This window comes from Actinoplanes sp. NPDC019969, assembly GCF_055562375.1.
Genome location: NZ_JBVHFK010000014.1, coordinates 69,222 through 87,777 on the forward strand (window position 1 = coordinate 69,222; position 18,556 = coordinate 87,777).

Here is an 18,556-nt window from a genome sequence, read left to right on the forward strand (position 1 = left end):
GGAGGCTCTCCCCGGCGGCCACGGCCCCGGAAACGAAGGACGCCGATGCGCGACGCCGCCTTCCGTGAGTACTTCGAGCGGCACCACGACTCCCTGTCCCGGCTGGCCTACCTGATGACCGGTGAGCACGACGCCGCGGACGATCTGGCAGCCGACGCGCTCACCGAGGTGTGGCGGCACTGGGACCGGGTGGTGGCGGCGGACGACCCGGTGGCGTACGGGCACGGCATCCTGATGAACCTGGCCCGCAACCGGGTCCGGCGCAGGAGACGCGAGCGCCTGCTGTCCCTGGACCCGATCATCCGCCGGGTCCTGGACCCGGACAGCGCCGCGGTGGTGGACGTGCGCAGCGCGCTGGCCCGGCTGCCGCACCGGCGGCGGGCCTGTGTGGTCCTCCGGTACGCCTTCGACCTCCCCGAGAAGGAGGTCGCCACGGCACTCGGCATCTCGGTGGGCGCGGTCAAGAGCGCGACGTCGCGCGGTGCCCGGCAACTCGCGGAACTACTCGGCGGCAGCAGCGTCGCCCTGGCACGACTCAACGGTTGGGAGGCGGCGCGATGACGCTCATCGAATCTGAGCTGCGCGCGGCACTGCGCGCCGAGGCGGCGGTGCACCGTCCGGACCGGGAGGCGATGCTCGACCGCATCACGCAGACGGCGATGCGCAACCAAGCCGGGCAGCGGCGGTCACCGCGGCTGCGGGTCACCGGCGCCGCCGTGGCGGTCGCGGCGGTCCTCGGTGGTGGCGGCTTCGCGCAATGGGCGGTCGCCGGCGACGGCGAGCCGAGCCCCGGCCCCACCCCGCCCACGGTGGTGGTCACCGTCGATCCGGTCCCGAGCGGTCCGGCGCCTTCGACGATCGACACCCCGTCCGGTACGCCGAGCGCCCCGCCCAGCCGATCACCGAAGTCGAAGCCGTCCAGCCGGTCGGCGAGCCCTCCGGCGGCCACCGGCACCACCGCCGCCATCGTCACGACACCGGCCGGCACGCTGTGGGCCGACGGCTCGGTCCGGCCCGACGGCGACTCGCAGGCCAGCAGCGTCGTGACGGTGACGGCCCGGGAGCGGCTCACCGCGCTCGAGGTGACGATCCGGATCGCCAAGACCCCGGGACTGGCCGGCCGCGGCGGCAGCCAGCAGGTGCCCGGTGCGAGCGTGACCAGCACGGTCACCGAGGAGCCCGGCGTGCTCGTCTACCGCTTCGTGCTGTCCTCCGGCGACACCCTGGAGCCCGGGACGTACACGTTCTTCGCGCGGTACACGTACCCGAAGGGGGTCCGGGACGCCGGCGGCGACACCTATGCCGCGGCGGCGACCACCGCGGCGGGAGGCGCGCCGACCGCGTCCGGCGACTTCCGCTGAGAGTTATCCACAGGCTTGTCCACAAGCTCCCGGCTGTGAATCAGCTGGGGGTTTCGCCACTTCCTGTGTGTTGAGTTCGGCCGTCCTACGCGCCGCAAATCAACACGCGGGAATGGCGGTTCAGCTGTGGCTGCTGATCATCAGGGCTGAGCGCAGGCCGGTGATGTCGAGCACACGCATCAGGAAATCGCCGACGTTCGACAGCGCCAGGACGACCTGTGCGTGCTGTGCCTTACGGCTGAGCACCACCAGCGTGCCGAGGCCCTGCGAGTCGCAGAAGGTCACGCCGGCCATGTCCAGCACGATGCGATGGGGCTGGTCATCGGCGAGCAACTCGTTCACGACCATGGACAGCTCGGCAACCGTGAGCACGTCGATCTCCCCGGCGAGCTGAATGACAACCTCGTCGGGTACGCGCTGAACCGTGATGGACAGCTCGGGACGCTCCACGCCGGTCAGCCTATCCTCTTCGGGGCGAATCAGCCCGTCCGGCGCGGTCAGACGGGGCGCTTGCGGGACATCATCCGGTGACGTGAAGAACCCTCTCGCAATACTCGTTCCATGCCGCTGACAGAATGGGGTCTGCTGTGACCACGACATATCCCACCGCGGAGCTTCCGTACCCGGAGGACGCCCCGGTCTCCCAGGCCCTGTTCGACCGCGCCCGAGCCATCGTGCCCGGCGGGGTGAATTCACCTGTGCGGGCGTTCCGCGCGGTCGGTGGCACGCCCCGCTTCATGGCCTCCGGCGCCGGCCCCTGGCTCACCGACGTGGACGGCAGGCGTTACGTCGACCTGGTCTGCTCCTGGGGCCCGCTGATCCACGGGCACGCGCACCCCGAGGTGATCGAGGCGGTGCAGCGGGCCGCAGCCCTGGGCACCAGCTTCGGCACCCCCACCGCGGGCGAGGTGGACCTGGCCGAGGAGATCGTCCGGCGCACCGCGATCGACGAGGTCCGGCTGGTCAACTCCGGCACCGAGGCGACGATGACCGCGATCCGGCTGGCCCGTGGCTTCACCGGCCGGTCGAAGATCGTGAAGTTCGCCGGCTGCTACCACGGGCACGTGGACGCGCTGCTGGCCGCGGCCGGCTCCGGTGTGGCCACGCTCGGCCTGCCCGACTCGCCCGGCGTCACCGGGGCGGCGGCCAGCGAGACCATCGTCCTGCCGTACAACGACGTCGCGGCCGTCGAGGCGGCTTTCGCCGCGGACGGCGGCGAGATCGCCGCGATCATCACCGAGGCGGCGCCCGGCAACATGGGTGTGGTCACCCCGCGGGAGGGCTTCAACGAGGCGCTCGCGGAGATCGCCCACCGGCACGGCGCGCTGCTGATCATCGATGAGGTGATGACCGGTTTCCGGGTCTCCGCCGGCGGCTGGGCCGGTCTGCACCCGGTCGATGCCGACCTGTTCACCTTCGGGAAGGTGATGGGCGGCGGCCTGCCCGCCGCGGCGTTCGGCGGCCGCCGGGAGATCATGTCCCGGCTCGCCCCGGCCGGCCCGGTCTACCAGGCCGGCACCCTCTCCGGGAACCCGCTGGCCTGCGCCGCCGGTCTGGCGTCGCTGCGGCTGGCCGACGCCGCCACCTACCAGCGGCTGGACGAGCTGGCCGGCACGATCGGGTCGCTCTGCTCGGACGCGCTCAGCGCCGCCGGCGTGACGCACCGCCTGCAGTACGCCGGCAACATGTTCTCGATCTTCTTCACCGGGACCGAGGTCGTCGACTACGACTCGGCGAAGACCCAGAACGCGGCGGCGTTCAAGGCGTTCTTCCACACCATGCTGGCCAACGGCGTCTACCTGCCGCCGAGCGCCTTCGAGTCGTGGTTCGTCTCGACGGCGATCGACGACGCAGCCCTGGAACAGATCGCCGCGGCGGCGCCGCTCGCGGCCCGAGCCGCAGCGGGGGCCTGACCTTGTCCGCACCGACCAAGACCACCGTGCACGTGCTCCGGCACGGCGAGGTCCACAACCCCGGCAAGATCCTGTACGGGCGCCTGCCCGACTTCCACCTCTCCGAGCTGGGCCACCAGATGGCCAAGGCGGCCGCCGAGGTGCTGGCCGGCCGGGACATCACGCACGTGGTGGCGAGCCCGCTGGAGCGTGCCCAGGAGACGGCCGCCCCGTTCGCCGCCGAGTTCAAGCTGGACATCGCCACCGACATCCGGCTGATCGAGAGCGCCAACTACTTCGAGGGCAAGAAGGTCTCGGTCGGCGACGGCGCGTTCAGCAACCCGCGGCACTGGTGGGTGCTGCGCGACCCGATCACCCCGTCCTGGGGCGAGGCCTACCTGGTGATCGCGCAGCGGATGTTCGCCGCCGTGCAGGCCGCCCGGGTCTCCGCCGAGGGCCACGAGGCGGTCTGCGTCTCGCACCAGCTGCCCATCTGGACACTGCGCCGCTACGTCGAGGGCAAGCGTCTCTGGCACGATCCGAGACGACGGGAATGTGGTCTGGCGAGTCTGACCTCGTTCCGGTTCGAGGGTTCCAAGGTGGTCGGCATCGACTACTCCGAGCCCGCCGCCCACCTGGTCGCCATGTCCGCGACGGCCAAGACCGCCAAGGGGGCCTGATGCGCCGCCTCGCCGCCGCTGCCATGGCCGCGGCCGTCACCGCCGGGGTCCTGAGCGGCTGCGGCGGCGAGGAGAACTGGGCGAAGAAGTGCACCACCGCCAACCTGGTGGTGGAGTGCACGCCCGAGCAGCGCCCGCTGGTCGAGGACGTCACCGGGGAGCTGCTCGACGGCGGCACGTACGAGCTGAAGTCGGACCGCGGCAAGGTGGTCGTCGTCAACTTCTGGGGCTCCTGGTGCGCGCCGTGCCGGGCCGAGGCCGACGACCTGGAGAAGACGTACCAGGCCACCAAGGCCAAGGACGTGACGTTCCTCGGCGTCGACACCCGGGACGACAAGGACTCGGCGAAGGCGTTCGAGCGGGCGTACCAGATCACCTACAAGAGCCTGTACGACTTCGAGGGCCGGGTCGGGCTGAAGTTCGACGTCACGCAGAGCTCGATCCCGAGCACCCTGATCCTGGACCGGGAGGGGCGCATCGCCGCCGCGATCCGCCGGGCAACGACCGCCGACGAGCTGCAACCGCTGGTCGAGAAGATCGCTGCGGAGGCGAAGGGCTGATGGGCGACGCCTTCGAGAACGCGGTCACCGGCGGGCCCATGCTGCTGGCGATCGGCGCGGCCCTCATCGCCGGGCTGGTCAGCATCCTGTCACCGTGCGTGCTGCCGTTGCTGCCAGGCTACCTCTCGTACGTGACCGGCCTCGCCGGTTCCGATATGGAAGCGGTGACCGGCCGGGGCGACTCCGAGGGCGCCGTGATGACCCGGACACGCACCCTGGCGGTCAAGGGCCGGGTTCTCGCCGGTACTGGGCTCTTCGTGCTCGGTTTCTCCGTGGTCTTCACCCTGATCACCCTGCTGACCAGTGCCGGGTTCGCGCTGATCGAGCACCGGCAGCAGCTCAACGTCATCCTCGGCGCCTTGATCATCGTGCTGGGCATCGCCTACCTGGGGTGGATCCCGGGCCTCCAGCGTGAGGCGCGGATCAGCAAGCTGCCGTCGGCGGGGCTGGCCGGCGCACCGGTCTTCGGAGCGATCTTCGCGGTCTCCTGGATGCCGTGCGTCGGGCCCACGCTGGGCGCGGTCAACCTGCTGGCCGTCACCACCGGCCAGACCGACCGGGCCGTCGTGCTCGCCTTGGCCTACAGCCTCGGCCTCGGCATCCCGTTCATCCTGTTCGGGCTCTTCTTCCGCCGGCTCCTCGGCGTCTTCCAGGCGATCCGTCGCAACAGCCGGTGGGTCACCCGGATCGGCGGCGTGCTGCTGATCGCGGTCGGCCTCTCGCTGGTCACCGGCCAGTGGGACCAGTTCGTGCTCTGGCTCCAGACCAGTTTCATCCTGGGGGAGGCGACACTGCTGTGACAGTCGTCGAGGACCGGCCCGCCACGGCCGGCGCGCCGCCGCCGAGACGCGGCAACCCGGTGTGGGCGCTGCTGCGCAACTCGTGGCGGCAGTTGACCAGCATGCGTACGGCGCTGATCCTGCTCTTCCTGCTCGCGGTGGCCGCGGTGCCCGGCTCGATCTTCCCGCAGCGCGGGGTGAACCGGGAGAACGTCGCCGAGTACTTCGCCGAGCATCCGAAACTGGCGCCGCAGCTGGACCGGTTCTTCGCCTTCGACGTCTACTCGTCACCGTGGTTCGCGGCGATCTACCTGCTGCTGTTCGCGTCGCTGATCGGGTGCGTCCTGCCCCGGCTGCGCGATCACATCCGGGCGCTGACGACCGTACCCCCGCAAGCTCCTCAGCGTCTGGATCGCCTGCCGCACCACGACAGCGGACCGCAACGCCCGGAAGAGCCCGCGGCAGCCGCCGCGGAGGTGGCGAAGATGCTGCGCCGCCGCAGGTGGCGGACCCGGCTGCGGGAGACGCCCGACGGGTGGACGATCGCGGCGGAGAAGGGTTTCCTGAAGGAGACCGGCAACCTGCTCTTCCACTTCGCCATGCTCGCGGTGCTGGTCGGCGTCGGGTTCGGGCACTGGTACGGCTGGCACGGCAACCGCCTCCTGGTGGAGGGCACCGACCAGGGCTTCTGCAACCTGATCACGCAGCACGACGAGTCCGTGCTCGGTCCCCGGGTGGACGCCTCCGACCTGCCCGACTTCTGCCTGCGGATGACGAAGTTCGACGCCACCTACCAGAGCACCGGCGTGCCGAAGTCGTTCCAGGCGACGGTCGACGTCAGCGAGGACGGCGGGGCGTACCGGAGCCGCACGTTCACCGTCAACGACCCGCTGCGGCTGGACGGCGCGAACGTCTACCTGCTCGGCCAGGGTTACGCGCCGGTGCTGAAGTACACCGACCGGTACGGCGCCGAGCAGACCAAGGTCGTCCCGTTCCTGCCCACCGACGGCATGCTGACCAGCGAGGGCGTCGTCCAGTTCCCGGACGTCAACATCGATCCGGCGACCGGCAAGCGCGATCCGAAGCTGCAGATGGGCTTCGAGGGCGTCTTCCTGCCGACCGGTGGCACCGACGGCAGCGCCCTGTCGAAGTTCCCGGCCGTCGGCAACCCGGTGCTCTACCTGGCCGCCTACCGCGGTGACCTGGGGCTGGACGTCGGCACACCCGGCTCGGTGTACGCGCTGGACCGCCAGCAGATCGCCGACGGCGACCTCAAGAAGATCAGCGGCGAGCGGCCGTACGTGCTCCGCCCGGGCGAGAAATGGACCCTGGACGACGGCGGCACCCTGGAGTTCGCCGGCATCCGGCGGTTCGCCACGATCTCCCTGCGGCACGACCCGACGCAGGGTCTGATGCTGGTCGGGGCGGTGCTCGGGCTGGCCGGGCTGATGCTGTCGCTGTCGATGCACCGGCGCCGGGTCTGGTTCCGGGTCACCCCGGCCGAGGGCGGTAGCGTGATCGAAGCCGGTGGCCTCCCGCGCACCGACTACTCAGGTTTCGGCGAGGAGTTCGCGACGCTCACCCGCCATATCAAGGAAGGGAAGCCCTGATGGCGGAGTTGTCCAATCAGCTCATGGCGCTGACCGTGCTGGCCTACCTCGCCGCCATGGTCTGTTATGCCGGGGAGTACGCGTTCGGCAAGCGCAGCCACATCGGCAAGGCGGCTTTGGTCGGTGCCGGTGCCCCGGTCGCTGTTCTGGAGAAGGCGCCGGAACGCGACAGGAGCGAAATCGTCGGCCGTGTCGCGGTGGGTCTCAACCTGCTCGCGCTCGCCCTGCACCTGGGCACCACGGTCACCCGCGGCATCGCCGCCGACCGGATGCCCTGGGGCAACATGTACGAGTACATCCTGTCCACCGCGCTGATCGGCTCCGCGGTCTGGGCCGGTGTGCTGCTGCGCAAGCCCGCCGTCCGGCACCTGGGCCTGTTCGCATCGCTCACCCTGGTGGTGCTGCTCGGCGCGGCCGCCCTGATCGCCTACACCCCGGTCGGCCCGCTGGTCCCCGCGCTCAACTCGTACTGGTACGTCTTCCACGTCTCGACGATCATCATCTCGTCCGGGATCTTCCTGGTCGGTGTGGTGCCGGCCGCGATGTTCCTGATCAAGAACGGGTGGGACGCCGGCAAGCGCAGCTTCCCGTACACGCTCGGCCGGCGGGTCGGTGACGCCGGCACCCTGGAGCGGCTCACCTTCCGGCTGCACGCGTTCGCGTTCCCGCTGTTCACGTTCGGCGCGCTGATCGCCGGGCCGCTGTGGGCCGAGGCGTCCTGGGGGCGGTACTGGGGCTGGGACCCCAAGGAGGTCTGGGCGTTCATCTCCTGGATCGTCTACGCCGCGTACCTGCACGCCCGGGCCACGCCGAGCGTGAAGCGCACCACCGCGACGTGGATCGCGATCCTCGGGTTCGTGACGATGCTGATGAACCTGTTCGGCGTCAACCTGTTCTTCGAGGGCCTGCACTCGTACGCCAACGCCGGCTAACGCGTGTGGATTTCGGGCGCGCATAGCGGCCGAAATCCACACGCTCTCGGGGTTCAGCAGTCACCGGCGGTCCAGGTGTCGTAGCGGGTCACCCAGTTCAGGCAGAACCCGCCGCGCATCCCCGCCGCCGTCTCGGTCGGGACGTCCTCCCGCCAGTACCGGGCCGGCCCCCCACCGGCCGGCCGCAACTGCACGTTGTCCACGGTGACCTTGGGCACGTCGATCTTGGTCTGGCGGGTGGCGTCCACGTGCACCTCGACGTACTGCTCGATGCGGGCTGACGTGCCCAGCGGCAGCCGCTGCTGGGTGAGCAGGTTCCACCGGTTGTTCCACCACAGCCAGGCCCGCCACATCCCGGTCCGGTCCGTGCCGATGTCCAGCCACACCTGGTCGCCGGGGCGGACCGCGTACTGGTCGTAGAACTGCCACCGGTTGGTGTTCGTGTCGAACGTGTAGATGTGCTGGCGGCCCGGGGTGGCCCAGCCGGTCTCCGCCCAGCCGGCCTCCAGCCAGGCGATCCGCCCGCCGCCCATGTCCCGCTTGGCCATCAGCCGGCCGACCAGGAAGTCGTAGGTCTGCGGCCGCACCGAGCCGTCCACCACCGAGAACCGGCCGGACACGCCACCCCAGTCGCCGCTGGTCCCGGCGCCCAGGTGGTGGTACCCGCTCGGGGTGAACGAGGTCCGGGCCGACTCCAGCACCGGACCGCCCGATCGGCAGGCGCGCGGGCTGCCCAGGCCGGCCGGGCCGGTCGGCGGTTTCGTCGATGCCGGGCCGGGGGTGCAGACCGGCAGCCGTTCGGCGGTCGACGAGGCGGCCGGCGCGGCGCCGGCGAGAGCCACGGCCAGACCGCTCAGCAGGCACCATCGGGTCACGTTCCGCAGCTTCACGAAGCGCTCAACGGGACTCCCGGATCTCCAGTGACGGAGCCTGGTGCCAGACTGGGTGTCATGGCGCCGCGTGGATTCCCCTATGCCGATCTGCAGAGCTTCATCGCAGCCCTCGAGGCAGCCGGTGAGCTGCGACGAGTGACCGTCCCGGTGGACCCGACGCTGGAGATCAGCGAGATCGTCACCCGGACCGTGCGGGCCGGTGGCCCGGCGCTGCTCTTCGAGCGGCCGACCCGCGGCGAGATGCCGCTGGTGATCAACCTGTTCGGCACCGAGAAGCGGATGGCGATGGCCCTCGGCGTCGACCGGCTCGACGAGGTCGGCGAGCGGATCGGCGCGATGATCAAGCCGGAGCTGCCGATCGGCTGGTCCGGCATCCGCGAGGGCATCGGCAAGGTGCTGCAGCTCAAGTCCATGCCGCCGAAGAAGGTGAAGACCGCCCCCTGCCAGGAGGTGGTGCTCAAGGGCGACGAGGTCGACCTGAACAAGCTGCCCGGCCTGCAGATCTGGCCCGGTGACGGCGGCATCTTCCACAACTACGGGCTGACCCACACCAAGCATCCGGAGACCGGCAAGCGCAACCTCGGTCTCTACCGGCTGCAGCAGCACTCGAAGAACACCCTCGGCATGCACTGGCAGATCCACAAGGACTCGACGGCGCATCACGCGGTGGCGGAGCGGCGCGGCGAGCGCCTTCCGGTCGCTGTCGCCATCGGTTGCGACCCCGTGGTGTCGTACGCGGCCAGCGCGCCCCTGCCCGGCGACATCGACGAATACCTGTTCGCGGGTTACCTCAAGGGCGAGCGGATCGAGATGGTCGACTGCCTGACCGTCCCGCTGCAGGTCCCGGCCGAGGCGCAGATCGTCCTCGAGGGCTACCTGGAGCCCGGCGAGCGGCAGCCGGAGGGCCCGTTCGGCGACCACACCGGCTACTACACCCCGGTCGAGCCGTTCCCGGTGCTGCACATCGAGTGCATGACGATGCGCAAGAAGCCGATCTACCACTCGATCATCACGTCCCAGCCGCCGCAGGAGGACCACGGCCTGGGCAAGGCGACCGAGCGGATCTTCCTGCCGCTGGCGAAGCTGCTGATCCCGGACATCGTCGACTACGACATGCCGGCCGCCGGCGTCTTCCACAACTGCCTCATCGTGTCGATCAGGAAGCGGTACCCGAAGCACGCCCAGAAGGTGATGAGCGCGCTCTGGGGCGCCCACCTGATGTCCCTGGTCAAGCTGATCGTGGTGGTCGACGAGGACTGCGACGTCCACGACTACAACGAGGTCGCGTTCCGGGCCTTCGGCAACGTCGACTACGCCCGCGACCTGGTGCTCACCGAGGGCCCGGTGGACCACCTGGACCACGCCTCGTACCAGCAGTTCTGGGGTGGCAAGGCGGGCGTCGACGCGACCCGCAAGCTGGTCACCGAGGGCTACACCCGGGGCTGGCCGGAGGAGATGAGGATGTCGCCCGAGGTGGTCTCGCTGGTCGACAAGCGGTGGAAGGAATACGGGCTGTGACAGCCGTCGCCTCGGAGCCGGGGAAGGTCAAGGCCTTCCTCCGGCTCGTCATGATCGAGCACTCGATCTTCGCGCTGCCGTTCGCCTACCTCTCCTCGCTGACCGCGATCCAGTCGCTGGACGACGCGGTCGGCGAGCACTGGCTCGATCTGGTGCTGGTCACGATCGCGATGGTGGCCGGGCGGACCTTCGCCATGGCCGCCAACCGGATCCTGGACCGCAAGATCGACGCGCTGAACCCGCGGACCAAGAACCGGGAGCTGGTCACCGGCGCGGTCAGCCTGCGTACCGCCTGGACCGGCGCGCTGGTCTCGCTGGTCGTCATGATCGTGGCGGCCGGCCTGCTGAACCCGCTGTGCCTGGCCCTCTCGCCGCTCGCCGTGATCCCGCTCGTGATCTATCCGTACGCCAAGCGGTTCACGAACTTCCCGCACTACGTGCTCGCGCTGGCCCAGGCGGTCGCCCCGGTCGGCGCCTGGCTGGCGATCACCGGCACGTTCAGCGGCTCCTGGCCGGCCTGGGTGCTCGGTGTCGGGGTCGGCCTGTGGATCGGCGGGTTCGACATCATCTACGCCTGCCAGGACGTCGAGGTGGACCGGGAGATCGGTGTGCACTCCACCCCGGCCCGGTTCGGCGTGCGGACCGCCCTGCACATCTCCACCGTCACCCACGTGATCTGCTTCGCGTTGTTCGTCTGGTTCGGTCAGCTCGCCGGGTTCACCTGGGCCTGGTGGGCGGGCCTGCTGGTGACCGGGGCCGGCCTGGTCTACCAGCACGTGGTGGTGACCGCGCACGACCTCTCCAAGGTCAACCGGGCGTTCTTCACCGCCAACGGGTTCATCGCCATCGCCCTGTTCCTCTTCGCGCTGATCGACCTGTACCTGGTGTAACCGCCGGAGCAACGATCTCCGTCTAACTTCCGTGAGCGATAGAGAGGCCGAATTCCGCGAGTTCGTGGCCGCGCGGATGGAGGCGTTACGAGGGCTTGCCTATCTCACCTGCGGCGACTGGCAGGTGGCCGAGGACGCCGTTCTCACCGCCCTGGCGAAGCTGTACGCCAAGTGGAACCGGGTGGACAACCCGGAGGCGTACGCGCGGACCGCCGTGGTGCGGGCGGCCATCGACGAGACCCGCCGGCCGTGGTGGCGGCGGGAGCAGTCCCGCAGCCATGCCATGCCGGACCGGACGCTGCCCGACGACGCCACGGGGGCGGTCGACGAGCGGCTGCGGATGCGGCAGGCGCTGAGCGGTCTCCCGGCTCGGCAGCGGGCGGTGCTGGTGCTGCGGTTCCTGGAAGGGCTCAGCGTCCAGCAGACCGCCGCGACCCTGAAGTGCCCGGAAGGCACCGTGAAGGTCTACACGTCGCGTGGTCTCGAAGCGCTCCGCGGAATCCTCGGCACGGAGTGGGAGGCCCACCATGAAGCCGCTGCCTGACATGCTCCGCAACGCCAAGTCCGATCCGCCGCCGCCGCGCTACGACGTGGACGCCGTGGTGGCCGCCGGGCGCCGCCGGGTGCGCCGCCGCAACACCGGCTGGGCCCTCGCCGCGGTCGTCGCGGTCGCCGCCGCGATCGGGGTGCCGCAGGTCCTCGCCCGCCACGACGAGCCCGGCCCCCGGCCGGCGCCGGTCGCGTCGAAGCCTGCCGTGCTGGTGCCGACACCGGCGCGTGGTGAGGTGATTCCGCTGGTCAGGCGGTTCACTGGATACCAGACGGCCAGATTCCGGGTTGAGGATCCGAACAGCGCGAGTCTGGGATCCTCCGACGCCGTGGTGATTCGGCTCGGCCCGCGTACCAACCAGAACGAGTTCAGCGGCGCCCGGCTGACCGTCTACGAGCCAGGGATCGATCCGGTCGGCAGGCGGACGGCCACCGGGAAGGCCGACACCGCGCCGATCAAGGGCCGGCCGGCGTTCTTCTTCAAGGGCCAGGGCGGTCTCGCCGGGGATGAGAACGATGAGTCCCTCGCCTGGGAGTACGCCGACGACGGATCACTCGCCGTGCTCACGCCGGATCCGTACGGCGTGACGCGGGCGGAACTGCGAGAGGTGGCCGAGGCGTTCACGATGTCGGCGGACCGGCCGCTGACGGTGCCCTTCAAGCTCCGCTATGTGCCCGCCGGATATCGGCTGGACTCGGTCACCGCCAGCAAGGATTACTGGGCGCTGGGGATCACGTCGCTCTCGAAGGCGCGAGATCAGTTGGCGAGCGGCCGGGCGCGGGCGTCCGAGATCATCATCTGGCTGGACAAACTGCCGGACACCAGCGGCGGCGTGCGATGCGGCCCGGACGGCTGCCCCGGCAAGAACGTGTTCGGCGGGCGATACCGGTTCGAGCTGGGCACCCAGCTGCCGGCGGCCGAGGTGCAGAAGATCATCAACGGTGCGGTGATGTCCGCGGTCGACGATCCGAAGACGTGGATCACAGTCAATCAGGCGGTGCCGGAGGCGAACCAGCTCAAGGCCGAGTAGCACACTGGGTGCATGCGTGAACCATGGATCGTCGGGGTCTCCGGTGCGTCGGGGACCCCGTACGCGAAGGCGGTCTTGACCGCTCTGCTGGACGCCGGCGAGGCCGTCGACCTGGTGATCTCCCGGGCTGCCCGGCTGACGCTGCTGGACGAGACCGGGGCGACCGTGCGGGACGCGCACTGGAAGGACGACGTGGGCGCCTGGCTGGGCCGGGACCTCGGCGATCTGGCCTACTGGCCGGCCGGGGACCTGGCCGCCGGGCCGAGCAGCGGCTCGTACCCCGCGAAGGGCATGGCGGTGGTGCCGGCGAGCACGGCGGCGTGCGCCGGGATCGCCATCGGGCTGTCGAAGGATCTGTTGCAGCGGTCGGCCGAGGTCAACCTGAAGGAACGACGGCGTACGGTCGTCGTGCCCCGGGAGACCCCGGTCACCCGCAGTCATCTTGAACATTTGATCGCTCTGCACGATGCCGGAGCGGTGGTGCTGCCGGCCAGCCCCGGGTTCTACGGTTCCGGGGCCGGCGCGACGGCACAACAACTGATCGACTTCGTGGCCGGAAAGGTGATGGACGCGCTCGGCGTACCCCACACGCTCTTTCGCAGATGGACCGGCGAATTAGGTGAAGGGAGGTCCTAGCGCAAGCCGTTGGGTGGGCCGAAGCCCGACCCGGGATTGGTGGGGCCGTTGTTCCTTGGCTTGTTGGCGGCGTCGTCCTCGCGCATTTCCTCGATAACGCCATCGCCCTCAAGCAGGGCGCGAACTTCGGACTCACGGAATCGGCGGTGTCCACCGGGAGTCCGGATGCTGCCGATACGGCCGGCGGCGGCCCAGCGCGTGACCGTCTTGGGGTCGACGCGGAACAAAGCGGCCACCTCGCCCGGTGTCAGCAGACGATCTCCAGTGTCCACAACCCCCTCCTCGGTTCGGTTTCTGGAGCGGCCGTGGTCACGGTGAGTGTCGGCGTGCTCGATCTGGACGTAAAGTCATTAGAGCACCGCCCCTGAAGCAAGTCCGTGAAATGCGGAAAAAGCCCCGATTGCGACAGTGGTCATTATCCTGCCCCCCATTCGCCGCTACCGGGCGTGAAGGCCGGAGCGCCACCCGTTTAGGGTTTCAAGCATGGACTCCATCGACCTCCGGCTGATCGACCTGCTACGAGAGAACGCACGCTCGTCGTACGCCGAACTCGCCCGCAAGGTCGGGCTCTCCGCCCCCGCCGTGCACGAGCGAGTCGGTAAGCTCGAGAACGCCGGGACCATCCGCGGCTACCGCGCCGACATCGATCACGAGGCGATCGGGCTGGGTGTCACCGCGCTCATCGGCATCATCGAGGACTCGGGCGCCGACACCGACGACGTCCTCGCCGCGGTGCGCGCCATGCCCGAGGTGGAGAGCTGCTATTTCATGGCAGGCGTCGAGTCTTACCAGCTCACTGTGCGGGTCGGCACGATTGCGGAACTGGAGCAGTTGATCGTGCGGATCAACCGGACGCCCGGTGTGGCATCGACCCGGACCGCTATCGCCCTCTCCACGAAGTGGGAGAACCGGCCGCAGCCGGGCCTCGGGTAATGGAGATCACCGACTTCGGGCGCTGTGAACGCGCCGCCCGCGACTGGGCCCGGGACGCCATCGCCCTGGTCGAGGCGGACGCCAACCGGTCCGCCGACACGCACCTGCTGCCGTTCCCGCTGCCGGCCGCCTGGGGCATCGACCTGTACCTCAAGGACGAGTCGTCGCATCCCACCGGTTCACTCAAACATCGCCTGGCCCGGTCGCTTTTCCTGTATGCGCTGTGCAATGGCTGGATCGGCCCGAGCACGACAGTCGTGGAAGCATCGTCCGGATCGACGGCGGTGAGCGAGGCCTATTTCGCGCGAATGCTCGGCCTGCCGTTCATCGCCGTGATGCCCGCCGCCACCAGCCCGGAGAAGATCTCGCTGATCGAGTTCCAGGGCGGCAAGTGTCACCTGGTGCGCGACGCCAACCAGGTGGTGCCGGAGGCCCGGCGGCTCACGGCCGACCTGGACGGGCACTTCATGGACCAGTTCACGTACGCCGAGCGGGCCACCGACTGGCGCGGCAACAACAACATCGCCGAGTCGATCCACAACCAGATGGCCCTGGAGCGGCACCCCGTACCCGCATGGGTCGTGATCGGCGCCGGGACCGGTGGGACCAGCGCGACCATCGGGAGATTTGCCCGGTATCGCCGGCTGGACACCAAGATCTGCGTTGTCGACCCCGAAGGGTCAGCGTTCTGGCAGGCTTACCTGGCCGGCGACTTCACGCTCGTCACCGGCCGTGGCTCGCGGATCGAGGGGATCGGCCGCCCGCGGGTCGAGCCGTCCTTCCAGCCCTCGGTGGTCGACCGGATGATCCACGTCCCGGACGCCGCGTCACTGGCCGCCATGCGGGCCGGGTCGGAGGTGCTGGGCCGGCGGCTCGGCGGCTCCACCGGCACCAACCTGTGGGGCGCGTTCCGGCTGATCGCCGAGATGCTCGGGGCCGGCCGGACCGGCTCGGTGGTCACGCTGATCTGCGACGGCGGCGAGCGGTACGCCGACACCTACTACTCCGACGACTGGGTGGCCGGGCAGGGACTCGACCTGGCGCCGTACACCGCGGTGATCCGGGAGTTCCTCGACGGCGGTGGCTGGCCGGGGTAGCTCACACCGGCGGATAACCCGATGGGAAGCCATGCATTCGCATGGTTAGATCCGGGTCATGCACGATCTCACGGCGCCGAGCCGGCCGTCGCCGGCTGTCTGGTTCGCCTTCATGGTGCTGGTGTTCGTCTCCAGCGTCGTGGTGCTGCGACCGGCCGGCGACCAGGCCACCGCCACCCCGTCACCCGCCGGCGCCTCGCCCAGCCCGTCCCAGCGCCCCGTCGACCTCATCGAGCAGGCGCTCGACGCGCAGTCCGCGGCGCTCCTCAGCGGTGACCTGCCGGGGTGGCTCGCCCCGGTGGACGCGAAGCTGCAGGTGCGGTACACCACGATCTTCCAGAACATGCGGGCGCTCGAGGTCACGCACGCCGAGCAGCGGATGGACAGCATGCCCACCGCGCTCAGCGACATGGTGACCGTCTCGATCAAGCTCGCCTACTGCTTCAGCGACGTCATCTGCCCGGCCTGGTCGGACGCCACCGACGAGGGCGCCCCCAAGCTGGCCTACCGGACCTCCTGGCGGCTGGTGAACGGGTCGTACAAGATCGTCAAGCTGGAGGAGCCCCGCGAGTCCAACCCCCTCCAGCCCACGCCCTGGGAGAACGAGCCGATGACGTTCGCCCGCGGCAAGCGGGTGATCGTGGCCGCGCCGGTCGCCACCGCCCGCTACGTCAAACGGGTCCTGCCGCTCGCCGAGAAGGCCGCCGTGGTCGCCGACCGGTACGCCGGATCCGGCGGCAACCAGCAGATGAAGTACCGGGTCTTCATCGCCGACAACAAATCCTGGAACAGCTGGTACGGGGGGATGGAGTCGGACTTCGCGGTCGCCTACCACCTGTCGCTGAACGCCACCGGCGGCGACATCGTGCTGAAGGCCAGCGAACTGATGCCCGAGGAGGACCGCATGGTCACCCAGGTCGTCCAGCACGAGTTCGCCCACGCCGTGACCCTGGTCGCCCAGTCCAACGACGACAAGTCCGACGAGCTGTGGCTGGTCGAGGGCATCGCCGAGTACATCGGCTACCTGCCCACCAAACCGCAGAACAGCTACAGCCGGGAGGTCCTGCGCTACCTCCGCTCCGAGCGCGGCCCGCTGAAGACCGTCCAGGTGCCGCCGCCCACCGACGAGTCCGACGACCTCGACTCGGCCGCCGTCTACGCGATCGGGCACTTCGCTGCCGGCTGCATGGCCGCGAAGTACGGCGAGCCGAAGATGCTCGACTTCGCCGACCGGGTCCTGCAGTACGGCGAAGGGCTCGACTCGGCCTCCCGCGCCGTCTTCGGCAAGCCGTTCCCTGCCGTCGACAAGGAATGCGTGACCTGGATCAAGTCGAAGATCTGAACCCCGGAAACGGGCGAAGCCCCGGTCCGCTCAGCGGGCCGGGGCTTCGACGTCGTTGCTCAGTAGCTGCGGGCGGGGCGGGGCGTGCCGAAACGGCCGCCCGGGCCCTCACGGCGGTCGCCGCGAGGGCTGTCGCCACGGTGGCTGTCCCGGCGCTGACCGGTCGGCCGGTCGCCGAAGGAACGCTGCGGGCGGTCCCCGAACGAACGGTCGCCGGCGGGGCGGTCGCCTGCCGGGCGGTCGCCGTAGGAGCGCTGCGGGCGGTCACCGTAGGAACGGTCACCGGCCGGCCGGTCGCCGTACGAGCGGTCGCCCGCCGGACGGTCACCGAAGGAACGCTGCGGACGGTCGCCGAAAGAACGCTCGTTACGGTCGCCGTAGCCGCCGCGCTGGGGCCGGTCACCGTACGACCGCTGCGGGCGGTCGCCACGGGGACGGTCACCGAACCGGCCACGCGAGCCACCGGACCGCTCACGACGCGGCTCCGGCTCCGGCGGGACCGGGATGCCGCTGGGCTCACGGGCGCCGGTGACCTCGGCCAGCTTCTCGTCGCCGAGACGCACCCGGAACTCGCCCGGGTTCACACCGGCCCGCGACAGCATGGCCTGGGTGGTGCGGCGCTGCTTCGGCAGGACCAGCGTGACGACCGCGCCGGACTCGCCGGCCCGCGCGGTGCGGCCGGCCCGGTGCAGGTAGTCCTTCGGGTCCTTCGGCGGGTCCACGTGCAGAACCAGCGAGATGCCGTCGACGTGGATGCCACGGGCCGCAACGTCCGTCGCGACCAGGACGTTCGTCCGGCCTTCCTTGAACTCGGCGAGCGTGCGGGTGCGGACCCGCTGCGTCTTGCCGCCGTGCAGGGCGCCGGCCCGGACACCGACCGCGGCGAGCTGCTCGACCAGCCGGTCGACGCCCATCTGGGTGCGGGCGAAGACGATGCTCTTGCCGTCCCGGTTGGCGATCCACGAGGTGATCGGGAACTTGTCCGCCGGCGGGATCAGCAGCATGTGGTGATCCATGGTGGACACGCTGGCCTCGGCCGGAGCCGTGGAATGCGTCACCGGGTCGTGCATGAACCGCTTGACCAGGGTGTCGACATCACCGTCCAGAGTGGCCGAGAACAGCAGGCGCTGCGCGTTCTCCGGCGTCTTGGCCAGCAGGTCGGTGACCTCGGGCAGGAAGCCCATGTCGGCCATCTGGTCGGCCTCGTCGAGAACCGTGATCTCGACGTCGTCGAGCTTGCAGGCGCCCCGCTCGATCAGGTCGGCGAGCCGGCCCGGCGTGGCGACGATCACCTCGACGCCGCGGCGCAGGGCGTCCATCTGACGGTCGTACGGCACGCCGCCGACAGCGGTCTTCAGGAACACGCCGACCGCGCGGCCCACCGGCATCAGCGAGTCGGCGACCTGCATGGCCAGCTCACGCGTCGGCACCAGGATCAGGGCCTTCGGGTGGTGCGGGCGGGCCCGGCCACCCTGCGCGGTGCGGGCGAGCACCGGCAGGCCGAAGGCCAGGGTCTTGCCGGAGCCGGTCTGGCCACGGCCCAGGACGTCCCGGCCGGCCAGCGCGTCCGGCACGGTCGCGGCCTGGATCTCGAACGGCGTGGTGATGCCCTCACGGGTCAGCACGCGGACGATCTCGGCCGGAAGACCGAGGTCGGCGAAGCTTTTCGTCTCAGGAGTGACGGTCGTCTCGATCGTGTCGGAAACCGTCTCGGCGACCTCGGCAGCGACCTCTTCGGTGGCCTCGATGATCGCGGGGGCGTCGTTTTCGGTGGTGCTGTTGTCGAAGACGGACGGGAACGTGCTGGCATCAGCGAAAGTGGTCAAGAGAACCTCTCTACGGGGGCGCATGCT

General features: G+C 70.0%; 20 protein-coding genes. 16 read left to right on the forward strand and 4 right to left on the reverse strand.

Going from position 1 to position 18,556, the window contains the following annotated elements:
• Positions 1-45: 45 nt before the first annotated feature.
• Positions 46-561, forward strand: a complete 516-nt coding sequence (locus tag ACZ3II_RS35035; RefSeq protein ID WP_465523488.1) for a SigE family RNA polymerase sigma factor — start codon at positions 46-48, stop codon at positions 559-561.
• Positions 558-1,361, forward strand: a complete 804-nt coding sequence (locus ACZ3II_RS35040; protein ID WP_465523490.1) for a hypothetical protein — start codon at positions 558-560, stop codon at positions 1,359-1,361. Before ACZ3II_RS35035 ends, ACZ3II_RS35040 begins: the two co-directional genes overlap by 4 nt.
• 120 nt (positions 1,362-1,481) lie before the next feature.
• On the opposite strand, the gene ACZ3II_RS35045 is transcribed toward ACZ3II_RS35040, so the two are convergent.
• On the reverse strand, positions 1,482-1,811 hold the full coding sequence (locus ACZ3II_RS35045; RefSeq protein ID WP_465523492.1) for an STAS domain-containing protein: 330 nt from the start codon (positions 1,809-1,811) through the stop codon (positions 1,482-1,484).
• Between the two features lie 125 nt (positions 1,812-1,936).
• Between ACZ3II_RS35045 and hemL the strand changes: the two genes are divergently transcribed.
• From hemL to ccsB, 6 genes are read left to right on the forward strand one after another with little or no spacing between them, the layout of a single operon-like run.
• On the forward strand, positions 1,937-3,274 hold the full coding sequence (gene hemL, locus ACZ3II_RS35050) for a glutamate-1-semialdehyde 2,1-aminomutase (protein WP_465523494.1): 1,338 nt from the start codon (positions 1,937-1,939) through the stop codon (positions 3,272-3,274).
• 2 nt (positions 3,275-3,276) lie between these two features.
• Positions 3,277-3,933: a histidine phosphatase family protein gene (locus ACZ3II_RS35055; protein WP_465523496.1), complete on the forward strand. Its 657-nt coding sequence runs from the start codon at positions 3,277-3,279 to the stop codon at positions 3,931-3,933.
• Positions 3,933-4,493, forward strand: a complete 561-nt coding sequence (locus ACZ3II_RS35060) for a TlpA disulfide reductase family protein (RefSeq protein WP_465523498.1) — start codon at positions 3,933-3,935, stop codon at positions 4,491-4,493. The genes ACZ3II_RS35055 and ACZ3II_RS35060 overlap by 1 nt, the downstream gene beginning before the upstream one ends.
• The gene (locus tag ACZ3II_RS35065; protein WP_465523500.1) at positions 4,493-5,293 is read left to right on the forward strand and encodes a cytochrome c biogenesis CcdA family protein; all 801 of its coding nucleotides are present in this window, start codon (positions 4,493-4,495) and stop codon (positions 5,291-5,293) included. The genes ACZ3II_RS35060 and ACZ3II_RS35065 overlap by 1 nt, the downstream gene beginning before the upstream one ends.
• The gene (resB, locus tag ACZ3II_RS35070; protein WP_465523502.1) at positions 5,290-6,882 is read left to right on the forward strand and encodes a cytochrome c biogenesis protein ResB; all 1,593 of its coding nucleotides are present in this window, start codon (positions 5,290-5,292) and stop codon (positions 6,880-6,882) included. The genes ACZ3II_RS35065 and resB overlap by 4 nt, the downstream gene beginning before the upstream one ends.
• Positions 6,882-7,814, forward strand: a complete 933-nt coding sequence (gene ccsB, locus ACZ3II_RS35075) for a c-type cytochrome biogenesis protein CcsB (protein WP_465523504.1) — start codon at positions 6,882-6,884, stop codon at positions 7,812-7,814. The genes resB and ccsB overlap by 1 nt, the downstream gene beginning before the upstream one ends.
• A 53-nt stretch (positions 7,815-7,867) precedes the next feature.
• Here the strand turns inward: ccsB and ACZ3II_RS35080 are convergent, their stop codons facing one another.
• The gene (locus tag ACZ3II_RS35080) at positions 7,868-8,689 is read right to left on the reverse strand and encodes a hypothetical protein (protein WP_465523506.1); all 822 of its coding nucleotides are present in this window, start codon (positions 8,687-8,689) and stop codon (positions 7,868-7,870) included.
• Positions 8,690-8,764: 75 nt separating this feature from the next.
• On the opposite strand from ACZ3II_RS35080, the gene ACZ3II_RS35085 reads away from it, so the two are divergent.
• Genes ACZ3II_RS35085 through ACZ3II_RS35105 form a run of 5 tightly spaced genes read left to right on the forward strand, consistent with a single transcriptional unit; the run spans position 8,765 to position 13,331 of the window.
• Positions 8,765-10,225, forward strand: coding sequence for a menaquinone biosynthesis decarboxylase (locus ACZ3II_RS35085; protein ID WP_465523508.1), 1,461 nt, complete (start codon positions 8,765-8,767; stop codon positions 10,223-10,225).
• Positions 10,213-11,115: a menaquinone biosynthesis prenyltransferase MqnP gene (mqnP, locus tag ACZ3II_RS35090; protein ID WP_465523920.1), complete on the forward strand. Its 903-nt coding sequence runs from the start codon at positions 10,213-10,215 to the stop codon at positions 11,113-11,115. Before ACZ3II_RS35085 ends, mqnP begins: the two co-directional genes overlap by 13 nt.
• Positions 11,116-11,146: 31 nt before the next feature.
• The gene (locus ACZ3II_RS35095; RefSeq protein WP_465523510.1) at positions 11,147-11,659 is read left to right on the forward strand and encodes a SigE family RNA polymerase sigma factor; all 513 of its coding nucleotides are present in this window, start codon (positions 11,147-11,149) and stop codon (positions 11,657-11,659) included.
• Positions 11,643-12,695, forward strand: a complete 1,053-nt coding sequence (locus tag ACZ3II_RS35100) for a hypothetical protein (RefSeq protein ID WP_465523512.1) — start codon at positions 11,643-11,645, stop codon at positions 12,693-12,695. The genes ACZ3II_RS35095 and ACZ3II_RS35100 overlap by 17 nt, the downstream gene beginning before the upstream one ends.
• A 12-nt stretch (positions 12,696-12,707) precedes the next feature.
• Entirely contained in the window at positions 12,708-13,331 is a 624-nt protein-coding gene (locus tag ACZ3II_RS35105; protein WP_465523514.1) for a UbiX family flavin prenyltransferase, read from the forward strand.
• Here ACZ3II_RS35105 and ACZ3II_RS35110 read toward each other — a convergent pair.
• Positions 13,328-13,603: a BldC family transcriptional regulator gene (locus tag ACZ3II_RS35110; RefSeq protein ID WP_043522826.1), complete on the reverse strand. Its 276-nt coding sequence runs from the start codon at positions 13,601-13,603 to the stop codon at positions 13,328-13,330. The genes ACZ3II_RS35105 and ACZ3II_RS35110 overlap by 4 nt on opposite strands.
• 211 nt (positions 13,604-13,814) lie before the next feature.
• Between ACZ3II_RS35110 and ACZ3II_RS35115 the strand changes: the two genes are divergently transcribed.
• Genes ACZ3II_RS35115 through ACZ3II_RS35125 form a run of 3 tightly spaced genes read left to right on the forward strand, consistent with a single transcriptional unit; the run spans position 13,815 to position 16,703 of the window.
• Complete coding sequence (locus tag ACZ3II_RS35115) at positions 13,815-14,264, forward strand: Lrp/AsnC family transcriptional regulator (RefSeq protein ID WP_465523517.1); 450 nt, start codon at positions 13,815-13,817, stop codon at positions 14,262-14,264.
• Positions 14,264-15,361, forward strand: coding sequence for an L-cysteine desulfhydrase Cds1 (gene cds1 / locus ACZ3II_RS35120; protein ID WP_465523519.1), 1,098 nt, complete (start codon positions 14,264-14,266; stop codon positions 15,359-15,361). The genes ACZ3II_RS35115 and cds1 overlap by 1 nt, the downstream gene beginning before the upstream one ends.
• 58 nt (positions 15,362-15,419) lie before the next feature.
• A complete protein-coding gene (locus ACZ3II_RS35125) occupies positions 15,420-16,703 on the forward strand; it encodes a gluzincin family metallopeptidase (protein ID WP_465523521.1) in 1,284 nt (427 codons plus the stop codon).
• Positions 16,704-16,762: 59 nt separating this feature from the next.
• Here ACZ3II_RS35125 and ACZ3II_RS35130 read toward each other — a convergent pair whose 3' ends face one another.
• Positions 16,763-18,397 carry a DEAD/DEAH box helicase gene (locus ACZ3II_RS35130; RefSeq protein ID WP_465523922.1) on the reverse strand — a complete coding sequence of 545 codons (1,635 nt, stop codon included), beginning with the start codon at positions 18,395-18,397 and terminating at the stop codon, positions 16,763-16,765.
• Positions 18,398-18,556 lie beyond the last annotated feature (159 nt).

Excerpts from the sequence above, each read along its gene's own strand:
- ACZ3II_RS35040 (WP_465523490.1), top strand. The coding sequence starts at position 558 with ATGACGCTCATCGAATCTGAGCTGCGCGCGGCACTGCGCGCCGAGGCG.
- ACZ3II_RS35065 (WP_465523500.1), top strand. The coding sequence starts at position 4,493 with ATGGGCGACGCCTTCGAGAACGCGGTCACCGGCGGGCCCATGCTGCTG.
- ccsB (WP_465523504.1), top strand. The coding sequence starts at position 6,882 with ATGGCGGAGTTGTCCAATCAGCTCATGGCGCTGACCGTGCTGGCCTAC.
- ACZ3II_RS35115 (WP_465523517.1), top strand. The coding sequence starts at position 13,815 with ATGGACTCCATCGACCTCCGGCTGATCGACCTGCTACGAGAGAACGCA.
- ACZ3II_RS35125 (WP_465523521.1), top strand. The coding sequence starts at position 15,420 with ATGCACGATCTCACGGCGCCGAGCCGGCCGTCGCCGGCTGTCTGGTTC.
- ACZ3II_RS35100 (WP_465523512.1), top strand. The coding sequence starts at position 11,643 with ATGAAGCCGCTGCCTGACATGCTCCGCAACGCCAAGTCCGATCCGCCG.
- ACZ3II_RS35105 (WP_465523514.1), top strand. The coding sequence starts at position 12,708 with ATGCGTGAACCATGGATCGTCGGGGTCTCCGGTGCGTCGGGGACCCCG.
- hemL (WP_465523494.1), top strand. The coding sequence starts at position 1,937 with ATGGGGTCTGCTGTGACCACGACATATCCCACCGCGGAGCTTCCGTAC.
- ACZ3II_RS35085 (WP_465523508.1), top strand. The coding sequence starts at position 8,765 with ATGGCGCCGCGTGGATTCCCCTATGCCGATCTGCAGAGCTTCATCGCA.
- cds1 (WP_465523519.1), top strand. The coding sequence starts at position 14,264 with ATGGAGATCACCGACTTCGGGCGCTGTGAACGCGCCGCCCGCGACTGG.
- ACZ3II_RS35035 (WP_465523488.1), top strand. The coding sequence starts at position 46 with ATGCGCGACGCCGCCTTCCGTGAGTACTTCGAGCGGCACCACGACTCC.
- ACZ3II_RS35060 (WP_465523498.1), top strand. The coding sequence starts at position 3,933 with ATGCGCCGCCTCGCCGCCGCTGCCATGGCCGCGGCCGTCACCGCCGGG.